The following is a 19,430-nucleotide window of genomic DNA, read 5'->3' on the forward strand; positions in this document are numbered from 1 at the left end:
CGCAGCACGCGTCGCCTATCCTTTCCGGGTGACGACGACCACGCCGCCGCAGCAGCGCTCCCGCTCCCGTTCCCTGACGAGCCCGGGCCTCGTGCTGCTCACCGTCGTCGTGCTCCTGGGGATCCGGCTGCTGTCCCCGAGCATCGGGACCGCGGGGCTGCCGGACGTCGTGCAGGACTTCCTGACGCTGGCGATCAGCGTGGTGGTCGAGTCGCTGCCGTTCGTGGTGCTCGGCATCGTGCTGTCGATCGTCGTCGAGGTGTGGGTGCCGGTCGGTGCGCTCGAGAAGGTCCTGCCGCAGAACGCCTTCGGCCGCCGCGCCGTGATCTCGCTGATCGGCATGCTGTTCCCGGTGTGCGAGTGCGGGAACGTGCCGCTCGCCCGCGGCCTGATGATGCGCGGGTTCACCCCTGCCGAGGCCGTCACGTTCCTGGTCGCCGCCCCCATCCTCAACCCGCTCGTGATCATCAGCACCGCGCAGGCGTTCGGCTGGTCCGGCTGGATCCTGCCGGTCCGGATCGTCGGCGGCTTCGTGATCGCGAACCTGGTCGGCTGGATCGTCGCCGCGCACCGCCGCCCGGCCGACCTGCTGCTGCCCGCGTTCGAGGCCCGCTGCCGCGCTGCGATCGGCGCACCGCGGAGCCGGAACCGCTGGCGGGAGAGCGCCGCGCAGTTCGGCGGCGAGACCGCAACCATGATGCCGGCCCTGTTCGTCGGCGCCGGCCTGGCTGCGGCGATCCAGGTCGCCGTGCCCCGTTCCACGCTCGTCGCGATCGGCTCGAACCCGGTGCTCTCCGTCGCGGCGATGATGCTGCTCGCCATGACGGTGTCGCTCTGCTCGAACGTCGACGCGTTCTTCGCACTGTCGTTCGCCTCGACGTTCCTGCCCGGGTCGATCACGGCCTTCCTGATCATCGGGCCGATCATCGACGTCAAGATGATCGCCCTGCTCCGCACGACGTTCCGGGTCCGGTTCCTGGTGCTGCTCGCCGTCGTGTGCGTGCTGTTCGCCGGCGCCGTGGGATTGGTGATGAATGTCTTCGTCTGACGCACGCAGCAGCAATGCTCCGGCCTACCTCGGGCTCGGGTCCGTGCTGGCGGTCGCCCTGTGCACGCTCTGGCTCGCACTGGTGGGCCACCTCGACCTGTACATCAACCCGCGGTACTCGGTGTTCACGATCGTGCTCGCCGCCGTCGCGGTACCCGCCTCGATCGCGGGCCTGGTGGTCATCGCACGCGGCCACGGCCACACGCACGGTGACGACGAGCACGAGCACGAGCATGAGCACGAGCCGGACCACGACCACGGGCGGCGCGGGCCCGGCCGTGGTCGCGCCGTCAGCCTCGCCCTCGGCGGAGCGGCCGCGATCGTCACGGTCGGGGTCACCGTGTCGATGCTGGTCCTGCCCCCGACGACGCTGTCCGCCCGCACCGCGCAGCAGCGGAGCGTGGACTCGGCGACCCTGTCGAACGCGACGGGCTCCGAGGCGGCGGTCTCCCTGCTCGGCAGCGAGGGCGTCGACACCTCGGAGTACGGCGTCAAGGACTGGGCGGCGCTGATCCGGCAGGCCACCGACACCACGGCCCTGGTCGGCAAGCAGGTGCGGCTGTCCGGCTTCGTCGTGCCCGGCGAGGGCGGCTCGTTCACCCTGACCCGGTTCGTGATCAGCTGCTGCGCCGTGGACGCCCAGCCAGTCGGCCTCGGCGTGGTGACCGAGGGCGGCGACCGTACCGAGGCGGAGCCCGACGAAGGGCAGTGGGTCACGGTGACCGGCGCACTCGCGGCGAACCCGGACCAGTCCGCCGACGCCCGCATCGTCATCAAGGCCGCGAAGGTCACCGAGATCGCGCAGCCGAAGGACCCGTATGAGTACTGAGACGGGCACGAGTACTGAGACGGGCACGAGTACTGAGCGCACGGACCGCCGCCCGGTCACGCGCCGGTTCCACCGCCGGTACCTCGCCGTCGTGCTCGTCCTGGCGGTCGTCGCCGCGCTCGCCGCCGTCGTCGGGTCGCAGCAGGGCCCACGCCTGCGTGACGTGTCGTACGACGCCACCGGCCTGGTGTCCCGTCCGGCGCAGCGGGTGATCCTGACGGCGAACCAGGCACTGCAGCAGGTGTCCGCTGACGACGTCCGGGTCAGCCCCGCGGCCGCGCACACCGTGACCTCGAGCGGCAACACGATCGCGGTCGAGTTCGCCGGGCCCCTGGCCTACGATCGCGACTACACGGTGACCGTCGCGAACGTCCGGGCTCCGGGGCAGCGTGCCACCGCGGACCTCACCGCCGCGATCCGGACCGGCAGCACCGACGTCCTCGCCCTCGTGCCGGGAGCCGACGGCGCGAAGGACCGCATCGTGCGCCGCTCCCTCGACGCCGGCGGTGCGACCACCGTGTACCAGGGCACGGACATCTCGGAGTACGCCCGGCTCGGACGGTCGCTGGTGGTCGTCAGCGGCAGCGACGCGAGCTCCTCGGTCGACGTGGTCGCGCTGTCCGGCGGGGTGCAGGACCCGGACGCCCCCGTCGAGCACCTCACCCTGCCGTCCTCGCAGGGTCGGGTCACCGCGCTGCACGTCGCCGACGACGCGGCCTCGTTCGGGTTCGAGTACGCCGACACGTCCACCGGGCAGTCGCGGAACACCGGTCTGTACGTGGTCGACATGACGGGCACGCACCTGCCCACCGCGATCGCCGAGGACGGGAAGCCACAGACGGGCGCCGTGCCGATGACGGTCGGGCAGTGGGCCTACGTGCCCCGGACCGAGAGCGCCCTGGTGCGGACGGGCAGCGACGACCTGGTGCTCGTCGACATGAGCGGCCGTGCCGACCCCGTCCGGCTCGGCAGCGCCACGTACCTGCACGGGTTCGTCGGCTCGGGCACCACGGCGGTGGTCGAGACCGGCACGGGCATCGAGCGCCTCGACCTGACCGACGGCGCGAAGACGGCGCTGCGGGCGCCGGCCGCGAGCACCGACGCGGCGGTGCTCGGCAGGATCGCCCCGCTGACGGACGACACGTACCTGCGCGTGCTGGGGGACGTGCGGTCGGACGGGACCGTCTCGGCACGGATCGTGCGCGTGGACGGTGGGCGGGCCTCCCGGCTGCCGGTGACCGTCCCCGACGACGCGAGCGTCACGGCGGTCTGCCCGTCCCCGAACGGGCAGTTCGTGGCGGTCGCGACGAAGTCGGCGACCGACGAGCTGGTGAGCATCGTCGACGCGACCTCCGGTGCGCTCGAGGCGAGCATCGACGCGGGTTCCGTCGACTGGTGCGGCGCGCTGCCGTCCGGCGACGAGGTCGGCTGACGGCCCGACGGACAGACACAGACAGGAGGCCCGGTACCAGCTGGTACCGGGCCTTCCGTGGATCAGGTGGTGACGACTACGCCAGCGTGGCCGCGTCGATCACGAAGCGGTAGCGGACGTCCGAGGACAGCACGCGCTCGTAGGCCTCGTTGATCTGGTCGGCGCTGATGAGCTCGGTCTCCGGCAGGATGTCGTGCTCGGCGCAGAAGTCCAGCATCTCCTGGGTCTCACGGATGCCGCCGATGGCCGAACCGGCCCAGCTGCGGCGCGACCCGATGAGCGCGAAGGCGGGGACCTCGAGCGGCTCGGACGGTGCACCGACGTTGACGATGGTGCCGTCGACGGCGAGCAGGCCGAGGTACGAGCCCATCGGGATCTTCGCCGACACGGTGTTGATGATCAGGTCGAAGGAGTTCGCGAGCTTCTCGAACGTCTCCGGGTCCTTCGTCGCGTAGTGGGCCTTCGCGCCGTAGCGGAGCGAGTCGGCCTCCTTCGACGTGGTCTGCGACAGGACGGTGACCTCGGCGCCCAGGGCAACCGCGATCTTGACGGCCATGTGGCCGAGGCCGCCCATGCCGACGACGCCGACCTTCGTGCCGGGGCCGGCCTTCCAGTGGTGCAGCGGCGAGTAGGTGGTGATGCCGGCGCAGAGCAGCGGCGCGACCTTCTCGATGTCGAGCGACTCGGGGACGCGGAGGACGAAGTCCTCGTTCACGACGACCGCCTGCGAGTAGCCGCCCTGGGTGATCGAGCCGTCGGCCGGGTCGACGCCCGCGTAGGTCTGGATGTTGCCCTTGAGGCAGTACTGCTCCTCGCCGGCGACGCAGTTCTCGCACTCGCCGCACGAGTTCACCATGCAGCCGACGCCGACGCGGTCGCCGACCTGGTGCTTGGTGACGTTCTCGCCGACTGCGGAGACGTGGCCGACGATCTCGTGGCCGACGACCTGCGGGTACTGGATCTGGCCCCACTCACCGCGGACGGTGTGGATGTCCGAGTGGCAGATGCCGGCGTAGGCGATGTCGATCTCGACGTCGTTCGCTCCGACGTCACGACGGGTGATGGTGGTCTTGACGAGCGGCTCGGTCGCTGACGGTGCCGCGTAGGCGTTGACGGTGCGCAATGATCTCCTCGTGGGGGTGCGTTGCGGGCCGGTTCCGGCCCGGAACCAGTCTGATGGAGCGCGCCACAGCGTGGGAGGTTCCAATGGGGCTCCCCAGTGCGGGAATCGGAGTGGTCAGGCCAGCCGTGCGAGGCGCTGGCCCGCGATCGTGGCGAAGCGCAGCGGGTCGGCCAGGGCGTCGTCCGGTTCCCCGGTGGTCTGCGTGGCGAGGACGGTGAGCGAGGCAGCGGCGGCGTAGTCGTCGAGCGAGGCCTCGATCGCGCCGGCGACGAGCATCGACCGGGCGCCGGGGGCGTGCGTCGCCGTGAGTGACCGCACCACCGACGGGACCTTGCCGGCGGCGGACTGGCCGTCGTACCGGCCCTCGCCGCTGATCACGACGTCAGCGCCGGTGAGTCGGTCGGCCAGCCCGAGTACCTCGGCGACACCGTCCGCGCCGCGGGCCAGGGTCGCACCCCAGGCGAGCAGGCCGAAGCCGACGCCACCCGCGGCGCCGGCGCCGGGGGTCACGGGGTCCACCGAAGGGAAGCGGGCGGCCCAGGCGGCCAGCAGCTCGTCGAAGAACGCGACCCGCGAGGGCTCGATCCCCTTCTGGGGTCCGAAGACCGCGGCGGCGCCGGTCGGGCCGAGCAGGGGAGAGGTCACGTCGGTCAGGACGGTGACGCCGAGCGGTGGCAGGGCACGCAGCGTGCCGCGATCGCCGTCGTAGCCGAGGGCTTCGAGCACGGGACGGCCGCCGTCGGTCGAGGCGCTGCCGCCGATGCCGAGCACGAGCCCCGTGGCGCCGGCGTCGAGCGCGGCGGCGATCGCCTCGCCGAACCCGCGGCTCGTCGCGGTGTCCGGCAGGAGTTCGTCGAGCAGTGGCAGACCGCTCGTCGCCGCGAGCTCCACCACCGCACGGCCGTCGGGCAGCATGAGCCACCACGTCTCGACGGGGGTGCCGGCGGGCCCGGTCACGGTGACGGGGACCCGGACGGCACCGGGGACGGCGGTCGCGAAGGCATCGAGGGTGCCCTCGCCGCCGTCGGCCATCGGCACGAGCACCACGTCGTCGTCGGGGCGTTCGGCCAACCAGCCGTCGCGGACCGCCTGGGCGACGGACGCCGCGGTCGCGGTGCCCTTGAACGAGTCCGGAGCCACCACGATGCGCACGGGACCACCGTAGCGGGGAGACGGCGACACGTGCTGGACAAGGTAGGCAAGGCTCACCTAAGTTACCAGTTAGGTGAGGCTCACCTAACTTCACGAACCAGCACTCGGGATCATCTCCATGTCGTCACTCCGTCGCGCCCTCACGGCCGCAGCGTCCGCCCTCGTCGTCCTCGCCGTGGCGACCGGCTGCACCGGCGGCGGCACCGGCACCGCGGGTGCGACGCACGCGGCGGGTCGTGGGACGAGCGCGACGGACCCGGCCGCGAGCCTCCAGGCCATCGCCCCGGTGATCGACGCGCAGGACGTGACCGGCGAGCGCACCGCGACCCTGGCGACGGACCTGCCGCCGACAGCGAGCACGGTCGACGAGCCCGAGCTGCCCGTCACCGTCACCGACAACCAGGACACCGAGGTGACCGTCACGAGCGCGGACCGGATCCTCGCGCTCGACATCTCCGGCACGCTGTCGTCCACCGTGTACGGCCTCGGCCTGGGGGACCACCTGGTCGGACGGGACGTCTCGACCGGCTTCGCGGGCACCGAGGACCTGCCGCTCGTCACCCAGAACGGCCACGAACTCTCCGCCGAGGCGATCCTCGCGCTCCGCCCGACCGTGCTGCTGACCGACACCTCACTCGGACCGTGGGACGTCGTCCTGCAGATACGGAAGGCCGGCGTCCCCGTCGTCGTCCTGGACCCGCACCGGGACACCACGAACACCGACGCGATCATCGAGCAGGTCGCGACCGCGCTCGGCGTCCCGGCGACCGGCGACCGCCTGGCCGCCGAGGTGCACGCGCAGGAGCAGGCCGTCGCCGCGCAGGTGGCCCGGATCGCGCCGTCGGCTCGCGCCGACAAGCTGAAGATGGTGTTCCTGTACGTGCGGGGGAACGCCGGGATCTACTACCTGTTCGGCAGCGAGTCCGGCGCCGACTCGCTCATCGACGCCGTCGGCGGGCGGGACGTCGCGACGGAACAGGACTGGACGGGCATGCGCCCCGTCAACGCCGAGGCACTCGTCGCGATGCAGCCGGACCTCGTCATCATGATGACCAAGGGCCTCGAGTCCGTCGACGGCGTCGACGGCCTGCTCCAGCGGGTCCCCGCGATCGCGAAGACGCCCGCGGGCGAGCACCGCCGCATCGTGGACATGGCGGACACGACGGTGATGAGCTTCGGGCCGCGCACGCCCGAGATCGTGGCCGCGTTGGCCGCGGCGATCTACGGTCCGGCGGACGCCTCGTGACCGTCCGGGAGGAACGGATCGCGCCCGCCACGCACGTCCCCGCCGCACCGGCGGTCACGTCCAGGTCGCGGGCCGGCCGCATCGCGCTCCTCACCATCGGGCTCGTGGTGGCGCTCGTCGTCGCGACGCTGGTGTCGGCGAGCGTCGGGCAGCTCGGGATCTCGCCCGCCGAGGTACTCCGGACCGTGGGCCGGTCGCTCGGGCTGCCCGTGGACGGTCCCGCCGACGACCTCGTCACCCAGGCGCTGTGGACGATCCGGTTCCCGCGCGTGGTGATGGCGCTGCTGATCGGTGCCGCGCTCGCCGCAGCCGGTGTGCTCATGCAGGCCGTGTTCGCGAACCCCCTGGCCGACCCCGGCGTCGTCGGGGTGTCCGGAGGCGCGGCGTTCGGGGCCTGCGCCTCGATCGTGTTCGGGCTGCAGTTCGCCGGGTACTGGACGACGCCGCTGATGGCCTTCGCCGCGGGCCTGGTCGCGACGCTGCTCGTCTACGGGCTGTCCCGTGCCGGCGGCCGGACCGAGGTCGTCACGCTCCTGCTCACCGGCATCGCCGTGAACGCGTTCACCGGGGCCGGGCTCGCCTTCCTGACGTTCCTCGGCGACCAGCAGGCGCGCGAGCAGATCGTGTTCTGGCAGCTCGGGTCCCTGAACGGCTCGATGTGGGACCAGGCCGCGGCGATCGCCCCCGTCATCGGGGCGGGACTCGTCGGCGCCGTCGTGCTGACGCGCTCGCTCGACCTGCTCGCCCTCGGCGACCGGGCCGCGCGGCACGTCGGGGTGCGGGTCGAGGCCGTCCGGGTCGTCGCGATCGTCGTGGTCGCCCTGCTCGTCGGCGCAGCGGTCGCGTTCGCCGGCATCATCGCGTTCGTCGGGCTCGTCGTCCCGCACCTGATGCGGATGGTCATCGGCCCGGCACACGGCCCGCTGCTGCTGGTCTCGACGCTCGGCGGCGCCCTGCTCCTGACGATCGCCGACCTGCTCGCGCGCACCCTGGTGCCGTACGCGGACCTGCCGATCGGCATGCTGACCTCGCTCGTCGGCGGTCCCTTCTTCTTCTGGCTCCTGCGCCGTGCCCGCCGACGGTCGGGAGGCTGGGCATGATCGAGACGAGCGCGGTCGGCGCCGTGGTCGCCTCCGGGATCGGCGTCGTCATCGACGGACGACCGCTGCTCGCCGACGTCGACCTGACCGTGCGCGCGGGCGAGGTCCTGGCGCTCGTCGGTCCGAACGGTGCCGGCAAGTCGACCCTGCTCCGGGCGATCGCCGGTGACCTCGCGCACAGCGGCACGGTCGCGATCGACGGCGTGCGCACCGGCGGCGAAGCACCGCTCGCGACCGCTCGTCGGCGCGCCGTGCTCGAGCAGGACACCGCCGTGGCCTTCGGGTTCCGCGTCGGCGAGGTCGTCCGGATGGGCCGTGCTCCGTGGCGGGGGACCCCGCGAGCGGTCGACGACGACACCGTGGTCGCGCGGGTGCTCGACCAGGTCGAACTCGCCGACCGGATCGACCAGGCGTTCCCCTCGTTGTCGGGCGGGGAGCGCGCCCGGGCCTCGTTCGCCCGGGTCCTGGCGCAGTCGACCCCGGTGCTCCTGCTCGACGAACCGACCGCCGCCCTCGACCTTCGACACCAGGAGGCCGTGCTGGCCGTCGCCCGCGCCCACGCCCGGGCCGGCGGCGCCGTCGTCGTGGTGCTCCACGACCTGAGCCTCGCCGGGGCGTACGCCGATCGCGTCGCCATGCTCGCCGGCGGCCGGATCGTCGCCGACGGCACCCCGACCGACGTCCTGACCGCCGACCGCATCGGCACCGTCTACCGGCACCCGGTCACCGTCGTGCCCGACCCGAACACCGGCACGCCCGTCATCGTGCCGTCCCGAACCCTCCAGGAGGCCTCCTCGTGACCACCCGCACCCGCCCGCTGCGGCTCGCGCTCGCCGGACTGCTCGTCGCGCTCAGTGCCGGGGGAGCCGCCCTGGTGGGCGTCGCCCCCGCATCGGCAGCCGGCCGTGTCAGCGTCGCGATCGAGGGGCACCCCGAGGTCACGAACCAGGTCGACTCGACGTACCTGACGACGCTGCGCCTGAGCGGTTCCGGGTTCCAGGGCATCAAGAACGGGTACGGCGGCATCTACGTGGCGTTCGGCACCGTGAACGGCACCTGGCAGCCGAGCAAGGGCGGGGCGACGGGCGCGGACTACAGCTACGTGCCCGACGACGAGTCGAACCCCACCGGGTACCTCGACTTCGTGGCCTTCGAGGGCAGCACCACCGCGTCGGCGGCGAACGGCGGCACGGTCGACTCCGCCACGGGCACCTGGTCCGCGACCCTCAAGGTCCCCGGTTCGACGTTCCAGGCGCTCGACCGGAACGGTGCCGCGAAGACCGTCGACTGCACGGTCGTGCAGTGCGGGATCATCACGATCGGTGCGCACGGCGTCGCGAACGCGAACAACGAGTCGTTCACACCCGTCTCCGTGCAGAACCTGTACGGCAGCGGCGGCACGCTGGCCGGCGGCGGTACCAGGGCGACCACCGGGCAGACGCCGGCCGACACGACGGACGCGGGCAGTGCCTCCCGTCCGTCCGCCGAGCCGTCGTCCGAGGCGAGCGCCGACACCCGCGCGACCACGAAGCCGTCCGCGCGGTCGGCGAAGCCGAGTGCCACCGCGGAGCCGACCGCGTCGGCGACGCCCACCGCGCCGGCCGGGGCGACCCCCTCGGCGGTGGCGGCGGCTGCCGACGGCTCCGCGGGCGAGATCGACCCGGGCGTGCTGCGGATCGTGCTCGGCGGCCTGTCCGCGCTCGTCGTGGCCGTCGCGGCGCTCGTCGTCTTCGCGATCGTGCACTCCCGTCGCACCGCACGACGCACCGCGACCGACGTCGCGCCGTAGGACCACCGGACCCGGGTGCTCACAGGGGGCGCCCACATCGAGAGGGAAACACGAACATGACACGAATCGCACGCTCGTTCGGGATCACGCTGGCGGCAGGGGTCGCCGCGGTCGGGATCGCCGTCCTGCCCGCGGTCAGCGCGTCCGCGGCCACCGCGGTCACGAACGACTACGGCGCCAGCCTGTCCGTCAGCGGTCCGGCCTCGGTCGTCACCGACGGCCCGGGGGCGCTCCACGGCGTCTCGGACGGCAGCGTCACGGTCACCGGCAGCGGCTTCGACGGGGACGCGCAGGGGCGCGGCTTCGGCGTCTACGTCGTCTACGGGCCCAAGCAGGCGGACTACGCCACCAACTCCGGCTGGTTCGGCTCCGCCCAGTGGGTGTCGAAGAGCGCGTTCACGGCCGGCGGCGGCTTCACCACGACGATCGACGTCGCGAAGTCCTACACCGCGGACCCGCACCACACCGGCGACGCGGCCGCGACCGTCAGCTGCGACTACGACGCCACGAAGACCGCGACCGCCAACGCTGCCCTCGGGCAGTACGAGTGCTTCGTCCAGACGTTCTCGGCGCACGGCGTCGCGAACGACCCGGTCGACCTCGACGAGGTCCAGGTCCCCGTCACCTGGTGACCCACGCGGTGCCCCGGGTCCGCCCGGGGCACCGCCTCCCCACACGCGCACCACCCGACCCGAGGAACCGATGCACACCCAGACCAGACCGGCCCGTCGCCTCCGCGCGCTCAGCGCCACCGTCGCCGCGATCATCGGCCTGACCGCGGCCGTCGCCGGCACCGTGCCCACCGCGGCGACCGCCGCCACCGCGGCCTCGGGTCCGAGCGCGTCCGTCACGGGCGGCACGCTCGACTGGGGGTTCAAGCAGTCGTTCCGGAACTACGTGCCGGCCGCAGGGCAGTCGGTGTCCGGCGGTGCGTCGAAGAACGCCGACGGCACGTTCCGGTTCGCCGCGTCGGGCGGCAGCTACGACCCCGGCACGCGGAAGCTCACCGTCACGGGTTCCGGCGCCGCGGTGTTCGACTACCGGGCACACACGTTCGTCATCTCGCTGCGCGACCCGGCGATCGAACTCACGCCGACCACCGGCACCCTGACCGCCGGGGTCGACGTGCGTCTCGTGGACCCGACGACCGGTGCCACGACGTCCGACCCGGGGACGAAGCGCATCGCGTTCGCGACGATCGACGTCACCAAGGGCACCCGATCGGTCACCGACGGGGCGTACTCGTGGACCGGTCTGCCCACCACGATCACCGCGGCGGGTGCGGCGGCCTTCGCAGCCGACGTCACCGGCGGCGGCAACCCGACCCAGTTCTACGCCGCGGGCACCGCCCTGGACCCGCTCTCGGTCGCCGTGACGGGCGACTGGGCCGCCGAGGGCACGGACGGTGACGGCGGCGACCAGGGGTTCAGCGACCCCGGCGTCCAGGGAGTCGTGAGCACCGGCGTGCAGACCACGGTCGGTGACAGCACGATCGGCCGGGTCACCACGGTGGTGCGGGACGCCGCGCGCGCCCTGAACGTCGTGCAGGTACCGGCTGCCGGAACCGCCAAGGCAAGTTACTTCGTCGTGGACGACGAGGGCAAGCGCGTCGCCGGGCCGATCGACCCCGGTGTCGCCACCTCGAAGCCGAGCGTCGACCCGTCCACCGGGAACATCGTCGCGACCGCGTCGTTGCCCGCCGCGGAGTTCGGCGGCACCGGCGCGAACGTCCAGGGCTGGGTCGTCGTCGTGCGCGGCACGGACGCCGCCTACCGGGACGTCGTGCACGTGAAGCCGTCCGTCGCGGTGCCCGCCGCGAAGGCGTTCACGATCGACCCCGCCGACGGCTCGATCGTCGCGCAGGTCGCCCCGGCCGCGAACGGCGGGTCCGCGGGGCTGCTGCGGGTGGCCGCCGTCGGTGCGGGTGCCGGGTCCGGTTCTGGTTCTGGTTCGGGTGCGGTGACCGAGGTCGGCACCAGCCCCGCTGGCGGGACCGTCCGCGCCGTCACCCGCACGGCAACCCTGATCGGCTCGGTCACCGGGACGATCTCGTCGGTCGGCGTCGACTGGACCGGCAAGCGCGCCGTCGTCTTCGACCAGGCCGCCGCCCTCGCCCGCGTCGTCGCCCTCGACACCGGGGCCTCGGTCGCCGACGTGTCGATCGGCGCCGCCGCGACGTCCGGGGCCACCGGCGGGACCGTCGTCGACTCCCGAGGCCGGGCGTGGTGGAGCAACGACGGCGACGCCACGCTCCGAGCCGTCTCGCTGCGCGGGACCCCGGCCGTGACGACCTCGATCGACCGGGTCGGCGGTGCCGCGTACCTGGCCGTCGACGAGTCCGCGAAGCGCCTCTGGGTGTCGGCCGCCGGCAGCACCGACACCGGCAACGTCGTCCGCGCCTACGCGATCGACGGCAGCACCGCGCCCACGCTCGGTGCCGAGTACCAGCCCGGCACCACCTACACCGGCGACCCGATCGTGGTCGCTGCCGACGGCCGCGCGGTGGTCGGCGTCGTGAACGCCGCGACCGACGCCGCCGACCAGGGGCTCCGAACGTTCACAGTCGTGACCACCCCGACCATCACGGCGCAGCCGGCCGACGTCGCCGTGACGCTGACCGGCGCGACCACCGGAACCGACGGCAGCACGACCCCCGCCACGCCGCAGCAGGTGTCCTTCGCGGTCACCACGACCGGGACCCCGACGCCCACCGTGCAGTGGCAGCAGCACACCCCGTCCGGCTGGGCCGACCTGCAGGACGGCCCCTCGGTCGCCGGCGCGACGACCAGCACACTCCGCATCACGGCCACCGAAGGGCTGAACGGCGACCGGTACCGCGCGGTCGCCACGAACGTCCTCGGTGCGACCGTCGTCGGTCGGGTCGCCTCGGACACCGCGACCCTGCGCGTCACCGTGCAGGCGCCGACGAACCCGGGCGGCGGCACCGGCGGCGGGGGAACGGGCGGCGGCGGCACCGGCGGCGGGTCGACCGTGGTCGGTGCGGACGGGTCGATCACCGGGGCGGAGAACGCCCGGGGTGCCTCGACGAACGTGCGGCCGGCCACCGGCCTCTCGACCGCCGCGGCGGGCACGAAGCTCACCGTGACCGGCTCCGGCTTCACGAAGAACACCAACGGCTCCGGGTTGTACGTGCTGTTCGGGTACGTCACGAAGCACCCGAGCGCCGGGGGAGCGGCCGGCGCGGGCTACGACTACGTCCCCGGGTCCGGCGGCACCGGGCAGGACGGCCAGGGCTTCGTCGCCTGGCCCGACAACACCGGCACCGGCGCCGCAGCGACCGCGAAGTTCAGCGGCACGAAGAACGCCGGCTTCACGCAGGGCGGCGTCATCGCGCGCTCCACCTTCACCGGCCAGTCGACGAAGCGTGTCGACTGCCTGTCCGGGGCCGTGCAGTGCGGGGTCCTGACCATCGGTGCGCACGGCGCCGCCGACGCTGCGCTCGAGACCTTCACACCGGTGTACTTCGCCGGACAGACGGTCCCCGGCACCCTGCCGACCGGTCCGACCACGGGTGGTGGTACCGGCGGCAACGGCGGCACGGTGATCCAGCCGCCCGTCGTGCAGCTGCCGCCGGCCGCCACAGCACCGACCATCACGAACGCTTCGGACACGGCGCCGACGGCCGCGCCGACCGCAGCGCCGCGGAACACCGCCGCCCAGCCCCGGAACAGCGCGAAGGCCCCCTCGGCCGCCGAGCCGCCCACGGCCCCCGCCGCGGACTCCGACGAGCTGGCACGCAAGATCGAAGCCGGCGACATCACGACCGTCGCGGCCGCCGACGCCGGGATCCCCGACGAGGTCACCGCCGGTGACCAGCTCGAGCTCCGCCTGCCGTGGACGGGCGACGACGAGGGCGGGAGCGTGTGGACCTACTCCGAACCGGTGCAGGGCGACGACTTCACCGTCGAGGACGGCACAGCCACCGCCACGGTCGACACCACGGGCCTGGAGGTCGGCGACCACCACGTCGTGCTCGTCGGTGACCAGGGAACGGTCGTCGCGGTGCCGTTCTCGGTGACCGACGGCGTCGAGGCGGTCACCGAGCAGGCCGACGGGTCGGTCGCCGCCGCGGCCGCGTCCGACGGGAGCAGCGGCGGGGGGATGTCCACCGAGACGCTGCTGCTCGTCGTGATCGGGTTCCTCGCCGGGCTCGTCGTGCTGGCGATCGGGCTCGTGGTGCTGCTGCTGACCGGGGTGCTGCAGGTGCGGACCCGTCGCACGCCGCGGGGGGCATCGGCTGCGGCGGGCGTCTGACGCCGGCGTCGTGCGACGTCAGGTGCGGGCGCGCCCGAGCCCGGCGAGGAACAGCGCCTCGGCCAGGGCCATGTGCTCGATCTCGGACGGATCGACGCTCTCGTCCGGCGCGTGCACGTTCGCAGCCGGCTCGGACACCCCCGCCAGGATGACCTCGACCCCCGGGATCGCCCGTTCGAGCGTCGCGCAGAGCGGGATCGATCCGCCGCCGCCGAGGGAGCCCACGGAGGACACCCGGTACGACGATGCCAGTGCGCTCCGGAACGCCGACGAGTACTGCCCCGCCGTCGCCCGGAAGCCGTCGCCCGTGCCCGTGACCCGCGCGGTGACCTCGACCCCGGCGGGCGCTCGCCGCAGCAGGTGCGCCACGAGCAGATCGCCGGCGGCAGCGGGGTCGACGCCCGGCGGGACCCGGAGGTTCAGCGCGGCACCGGCGGTCGCCTGCACGGACGGCGACGACCCGGCGACCGCCGGCGCATCGATGCCGACGACGGTCAGCGCCGGCCGTGCCCAGACCTGGGATGCCGGGTCCCCGGACCCGATCGGCACCGCGCCGTCGAGCAGCCCGGCGTCGGCGGCGAACCGGTCGGCGTCGTAGGGCAGGCCGTCCCAGGTCTGCGAGGCCTCGAGGCCGTCGACGGTGGTGTCCCCGGCGTCGTCGTGCAGCGTGGCGAGCAGGGCCACCAGGGTCGCGATGGCATCGGGTGCGGCACCGCCGAACATCCCGGAGTGCACGTTGCCGTGCAGCGCACGGACGCGCAGCTCGACGAACGCCGTGCCGCGCAGGGTGGTCACGAGCGCGGGGACCCCGACGGCGGCGTTGCCGGCGTCCATCACGACGGCTGTGTCGACGTCGGCGAAGTCCGCTGCGTGGGTGGACACGTACTGCTCGAGACCGTCGGTGCCCTGCTCCTCGGACCCCTCGACGACCACGACGAGTCCGACCGGGAACGAGCCGTGCACGTCGAGCAGCGCCCGCAGCGCCACGAGGTGGGTGACGACCCCGCCCTTGCAGTCAGCAGCACCGCGACCGTACAGGCGACCCTGGCGCTCGGTCAGGGTCCACGGGTCGCTCGTCCACGCTGCGAGGTCGCCCGCGGGCTGGACGTCGTGGTGGGCGTAGAGCAGGACCGTCGGGGCGCCGGGCGGGGCGGGGTGGGTCGCGAGGACCGCCTGCGAGCCGTCCGACGTCGTGAGGAGGCGCGAGGTCAGCCTGAGGCCGTCGAGCGCACCCCGCACGCGCTCGGCGACGCGGCGGCAGTCGTCGAGCGACTGCACGGCCGGGTCGTGGACGGACGGGATGGCGACGAGCGCCGCGAGCTCGTCGAGCCCCGCGGGCATCCCGGCGCGGACCGCGTCGCGCAGCGCTGCGTCGCCGGTGCTCACGAGCGCCCGATCTCCCAGATGCGGAACTCACCAGAGGCGTCGACCGACTTCGTCAGCCCGGTGAGCGACTTCTGCCCGATGACGTTCTCCTGCCCGGCGAGCAACGGGATGAGCGGCACGGACTCGGCGGTGTCCTGCTGGATCTCCTCGATCTGCTTCGTCCGCTCGGTCGCGTCGGCCTCGACCGCCTGCGCGGCGACCAGTTGCTGCACGGCCCGGTCGTCGAAGTGGTTCGCGAGCAGGTTGACGTCCTCGGAACCGTAGGCCGGCGTCAGGTACGACGAGGCGTCGGGGTAGTCCTGGAAGAACCCGAGCTGGAAGACCGGGTACTCGCCCTTGCCGACGTTCCCGACGTAGGTGTCCCAGCTCGCCGACTGCAGGTCGACCGTGAACAGGCCGGTGTCCTCGAGCTGCTGCTTGATCAGTGCGTACTCGTCGTCCGACCCGGCGCCGTAGTGGTCGGTCGTGTACTCGATCGGCAGCGTGACGGGCGTGCGCACGCCGGCCTTCTCGAGGATGGCCGCGGGGTCGGCGCCGTCGTACTCCGTCTGGAACGCATCGGTCGCGCCGGTGAAGTCGGACGGCACGATCGAGTACGCCGGAGCGTAGGTGCCCTGGTAGACGTCCTTCGCGATCGCCGCGCGGTCGACCGTCGCGGCGACGGCCTGGCGGATCGCGGTCTTCTGCGCGGTGTCGTCACCGGGCATCGTGTCGAGGTTGAAGCCGAGGAACCGGACCTCGCCCGACGAACCCTGGACCCGCTGCAGGCCGTCGTCCTCGGACAACGAGGTGACCTCGGTCGGCGTGAGCTGGCGGTACGCCACGTCGGCGTCACCCTCCTGCACCGCGAGCTTGAGGTCGGCGGACTTCGTGTACTGCTTGATCGTCACGCTCGACGACTCCGGCGCGGTGCCGTCGTACTCCTTGTTCGCCGTCAACGCGATGGTCGCCCCGCCGTCGGCGGACTGCTGCAGCGCGTACGGACCGGACCCGACGACCCCGTCGTCCGCGTGGACCTTCGTCCCCGAGAACACACTGCTGTCGACGATCGCCCCGGCCATGCTCGCCAGGACGTACGGGAACGTCTGGTCGTTCGCCTGCTTCAGGGTGAACGTGACCTCGTCGCCGTCGGCCGCCACGGACGCCATGTTGGCGAGCAGCGACCCCGGACCGTTCTCGGAGCCGATGCCGACCTGGCGCTCGAACGAGAACACGACGTCCTTCGCCGTCAGGGCGTCACCGTTCGAGAACGTGAGCCCGTCACGGATCCGGCACACGTAGTGGGTGCCGTCGGTGAAGTCGCACGACTCGGCGACCTCGGGACTCGTGGTGGTCTCACCTGCCGGGTAGGTGAGCAGGTGCTGGTACAGCTGCGTCTGCACCGTGTAGCTGCCGCGGTCCCAGGCGCCGGCCGGGTCGAGGGACGTGACGGGATCGGTCGTCCCGATCACCAGGCCGTCGGAGACGTCGGTGGACGCCCCGGTCGAGGCGCAGCCGGTGAGCACGGCGGCGACGGCAGCGGAGAGCGCGAGCGCGGAGAGGAGTCGGGTCGTCACGGGGTTCCTGAGTGGGATGGTTTCGAGAGGGAGAAACGGGGATGTGCGGCCCCGCCGGTCGCGAGGTCGGCGATCATGTCGCCGAGCAGCGGTGCGAACTTGAAGCCGTGGCCGGAGAACCCGGTCGCGACGGTGACGGGACCACGTCGGTCGATCACGAAGTCCTCGTCGGGGGAGTTGTCGTACAGGCAGCTGATGAAGGTCGGCTTCGTCGCGTCGACACCGGGCACGTACCGCGCGACGTAGGCCTGCAGCCGCTCGGCCTCGGCCGGCACGGCCGTGAAGTCGCGGTGGTCCGGATCGACGACGGGGCCGGTGCCGTGGAACCCGACCTTGACGCCTTCGCCCGGGGTGAGCAGGCCGTACACGTCGTCGTCGGCCGCCCAGTGCACGAAGCTCGGCCACGCCTGGTCCGGCAGACGGCTGGGGAAGTGCGCGGGCTGCTCCTGGGTGACGCGGATGGCCGGGAGGCCCGCCCCGCGTCCGGCGAGCAGGTCGCCGACCAGCGCGGGTGCCCACGACCCCACGGCCGCCACCACGGACGAGCTGCGGTGGGTGGAACCGTCGGACAGCGTCACGGTCACGTCGTCGCCGTGGTCGTCGAGCCCCGTCACCCCCGTGTCGAAGCGCAGCTCGGCGAGCCCGGTCCGTTCCGCCAGGGTGAGGAACACCTCGATGGCGCGGTCGGACCGGATGCGACCGGCCGTGGCGTGTGCGAGCACGTGGCCCTCGAACGCGATCCCCGGCCAGCGTGCGGCCGCGGCGTCCGGGCTGAGGGTCTCGTGCGGGATGCCGGCGTCCGTCAGTGCGGCGGCGATGGCGTCGACGACCTCGGCGCGGCCGTGGTCGACGGCCCCGGTGCGGACGATGAGCTCCTCGTCCGCAGCGCCCTCGAGCGCTTCCCACAGCGCCAGCGCGCGGGAGGTCAGGGCGACGTACTCGGGGTCGGCGTAGCCCTGCCGGAAGATCCGGGTCGCGCCGTGGGACGAGCCGTTGTGGTGCCCGCGCTCGTGCTGCTCGACGAGCAGGACGCGCTCGCCGCGGAGTGTCAGGGCGTACGCGGTGGCGGCGCCGACGACCCCGCCGCCGATCACGACGTGCGTCGGGGCCCGGTCGCTCAGCACGTCGCTCATGCCACGGCTCCGGCTCGTCGGGCGTCGGCCTCGCGCCGCGCCGGCATCATCGCCACCACCTCGGCCTCGGTCGGGGCCGCCGCCGGGAACCGTGCCGGGGCGTAGCGGCTCGCGTCGCCGAGGGTGGTCGTGCCGGTGACGCTCAGTTCCGCCGCGATCCGCCCGAGGCCGGGACCGTGCGTGACGCCGGACTCGTTGTCGCCACCGGCCACCACGAGCCCGTCCAGCTCGGGGACCGCGCCGACGATGAAGTTCCGGTCGGCGGTCATCGAGACGACGCCTTGCGTGGGGGTCTCGTCGACCCCGAGCACGCTCGCGGCGGCGGGGAGCAGCCGGGCGACGATCGGGTGCAGGTACGTCCGCATGGCGTCGAGCAGGTCCGTGCGGACCGGTCGGCGGTCGGGTTCGTCGCTCCGGTCCGCACCGCCGACGTGCAGCGGCTCGTACCCGGGCCCGGCACCGTACGTCAGGCCGCCGCGGTGCTCACGGATCCACAGGCCGTGCAGCTCCGGCAGCATCAGGGTCGGCAGGGTGCCCGGCAGACCGAACGGCGTCGTCACGAGCCGGCTGGCGACGACCCGGACCGTCGGCAGCTCGCGCCCGAAGGGGGCGAGGAGGGCGTTCGTCCAGCTGCCGGCGGCGAGCACGACCTTCGCGGCGTCGATGACCTCGCCGTTCGCGGTCCGGACGCCCGTGACGGAGCCCCCACGGGCCTCCAGACCGGCGACCGGCGTGTGCTCGCGGATCTCGACGCCCCGCGCACGGACCGCGTGCACCAGCGCTGCGGCCGTGTCCGGCGCACTGATCTGGATGCCGTCCGGATGGAGGAAGCCCGCGGTGACGGCGGTCGGGTCGAGTCCAGGCACGAGGTCGGCCGCCTCGGCCGGGGTGAGCGTGCGCGCACCGGCCGGCCGGATCGGGTGCTGCTCGAACGGCGGCAGGTGGTCGGCCCGGCCCTGCTCGGTGACGGTCAGCCAGACGTTGCCGTTCTGCCGGTACCCGGTCGGGCCGTGGCCGGCGCCGGCGAGGTTGCGGTAGAAGTCGATGCCGTACTGCTCGACGTCGCGTTCGGACTCGTTCCAGTACCAGGCGTACCCGGCTGCCCACTGGCCGACGAACCCGGCGCCCGCGGTGGTGGTGCCCCCGGCGACCGTGCCGCTGTCGAGGAGCAGGACCCGCTGCCCGAGCCCGGCGAGGTGCCACGCGGCGCTCAGTCCGATGATGCCGGCGCCGACGACGACCACGGGGGATCCGGAGGAGGACATGGAGCGAGCGTAGTGTCCCGGGGTCCCCGACAGGTGTCGTTCATGACGCCGTGTGACGCGGTGCAGAACGGCGATCGCCGCCCCGGTCGATCAGCG

15 protein-coding genes are annotated in these 19,430 nt (G+C 73.2%); 9 read left to right on the top strand and 6 right to left on the bottom strand.

The window, feature by feature from the left end:
* Positions 1 to 28 precede the first annotated feature (28 nt).
* Genes EDF28_RS04990 through EDF28_RS05000 form a run of 3 tightly spaced genes read left to right on the top strand, consistent with a single transcriptional unit; the run spans position 29 to position 3,309 of the window.
* Positions 29 to 1,048, top strand: coding sequence for a permease (locus EDF28_RS04990; RefSeq protein ID WP_123937367.1), 1,020 nt, complete (start codon positions 29 to 31; stop codon positions 1,046 to 1,048).
* The gene (locus EDF28_RS04995; RefSeq protein WP_123937368.1) at positions 1,035 to 1,877 is read left to right on the top strand and encodes a TIGR03943 family putative permease subunit; all 843 of its coding nucleotides are present in this window, start codon (positions 1,035 to 1,037) and stop codon (positions 1,875 to 1,877) included. The genes EDF28_RS04990 and EDF28_RS04995 overlap by 14 nt, the downstream gene beginning before the upstream one ends.
* On the top strand, positions 1,867 to 3,309 hold the full coding sequence (locus EDF28_RS05000) for a hypothetical protein (RefSeq protein ID WP_123937369.1): 1,443 nt from the start codon (positions 1,867 to 1,869) through the stop codon (positions 3,307 to 3,309). Before EDF28_RS04995 ends, EDF28_RS05000 begins: the two co-directional genes overlap by 11 nt.
* Before the next feature lie 76 nt (positions 3,310 to 3,385).
* Here the strand turns inward: EDF28_RS05000 and EDF28_RS05005 are convergent, their stop codons facing one another.
* Positions 3,386 to 4,432, bottom strand: a complete 1,047-nt coding sequence (locus tag EDF28_RS05005; RefSeq protein ID WP_123937370.1) for an NAD(P)-dependent alcohol dehydrogenase — start codon at positions 4,430 to 4,432, stop codon at positions 3,386 to 3,388.
* Positions 4,433 to 4,546: 114 nt separating this feature from the next.
* Positions 4,547 to 5,584, bottom strand: coding sequence for a glycerate kinase (locus EDF28_RS05010; protein WP_123937371.1), 1,038 nt, complete (start codon positions 5,582 to 5,584; stop codon positions 4,547 to 4,549).
* Between the two features lie 118 nt (positions 5,585 to 5,702).
* Here EDF28_RS05010 and EDF28_RS05015 point away from each other — a divergent pair, with 118 nt between their 5' ends.
* The 6 genes from EDF28_RS05015 (at position 5,703) to EDF28_RS05040 (ending at position 13,994) form a co-directional block, all read left to right on the top strand.
* Complete coding sequence (locus EDF28_RS05015) at positions 5,703 to 6,830, top strand: hemin ABC transporter substrate-binding protein (RefSeq protein WP_123937372.1); 1,128 nt, start codon at positions 5,703 to 5,705, stop codon at positions 6,828 to 6,830.
* Complete coding sequence (locus EDF28_RS05020; protein ID WP_159570927.1) at positions 6,827 to 7,930, top strand: iron ABC transporter permease; 1,104 nt, start codon at positions 6,827 to 6,829, stop codon at positions 7,928 to 7,930. The genes EDF28_RS05015 and EDF28_RS05020 overlap by 4 nt, the downstream gene beginning before the upstream one ends.
* Entirely contained in the window at positions 7,927 to 8,730 is an 804-nt protein-coding gene (locus tag EDF28_RS05025; protein WP_123937373.1) for a heme ABC transporter ATP-binding protein, read from the top strand. Before EDF28_RS05020 ends, EDF28_RS05025 begins: the two co-directional genes overlap by 4 nt.
* Entirely contained in the window at positions 8,727 to 9,719 is a 993-nt protein-coding gene (locus EDF28_RS05030) for a hypothetical protein (protein WP_123937374.1), read from the top strand. The genes EDF28_RS05025 and EDF28_RS05030 overlap by 4 nt, the downstream gene beginning before the upstream one ends.
* 56 nt (positions 9,720 to 9,775) lie before the next feature.
* A complete protein-coding gene (locus EDF28_RS05035) occupies positions 9,776 to 10,351 on the top strand; it encodes a hypothetical protein (RefSeq protein WP_111085395.1) in 576 nt (191 codons plus the stop codon).
* A 70-nt stretch (positions 10,352 to 10,421) separates the two neighbouring features.
* Positions 10,422 to 13,994 (top strand): HtaA domain-containing protein, encoded by a 3,573-nt coding sequence (locus tag EDF28_RS05040; protein ID WP_123937375.1) that lies wholly within the window; start codon positions 10,422 to 10,424, stop codon positions 13,992 to 13,994.
* Between the two features lie 18 nt (positions 13,995 to 14,012).
* On the opposite strand, the gene EDF28_RS05045 is transcribed toward EDF28_RS05040, so the two are convergent.
* From EDF28_RS05045 to EDF28_RS05060, 4 genes are read right to left on the bottom strand one after another with little or no spacing between them, the layout of a single operon-like run.
* Positions 14,013 to 15,380: a M20/M25/M40 family metallo-hydrolase gene (locus tag EDF28_RS05045; protein ID WP_260154535.1), complete on the bottom strand. Its 1,368-nt coding sequence runs from the start codon at positions 15,378 to 15,380 to the stop codon at positions 14,013 to 14,015.
* On the bottom strand, positions 15,377 to 16,936 hold the full coding sequence (locus EDF28_RS05050) for an ABC transporter substrate-binding protein (RefSeq protein ID WP_185094131.1): 1,560 nt from the start codon (positions 16,934 to 16,936) through the stop codon (positions 15,377 to 15,379). Before EDF28_RS05050 ends, EDF28_RS05045 begins: the two co-directional genes overlap by 4 nt.
* Entirely contained in the window at positions 16,933 to 18,069 is a 1,137-nt protein-coding gene (locus tag EDF28_RS05055; RefSeq protein WP_260154536.1) for an FAD-dependent oxidoreductase, read from the bottom strand. The genes EDF28_RS05050 and EDF28_RS05055 overlap by 4 nt, the downstream gene beginning before the upstream one ends.
* On the bottom strand, positions 18,066 to 19,334 hold the full coding sequence (locus EDF28_RS05060; RefSeq protein ID WP_123937377.1) for an FAD-binding oxidoreductase: 1,269 nt from the start codon (positions 19,332 to 19,334) through the stop codon (positions 18,066 to 18,068). Before EDF28_RS05060 ends, EDF28_RS05055 begins: the two co-directional genes overlap by 4 nt.
* Positions 19,335 to 19,430 lie beyond the last annotated feature (96 nt).

The organism is Curtobacterium sp. PhB137, assembly GCF_003814955.1.
Classification (GTDB): Bacteria; Actinomycetota; Actinomycetes; order Actinomycetales; family Microbacteriaceae; genus Curtobacterium.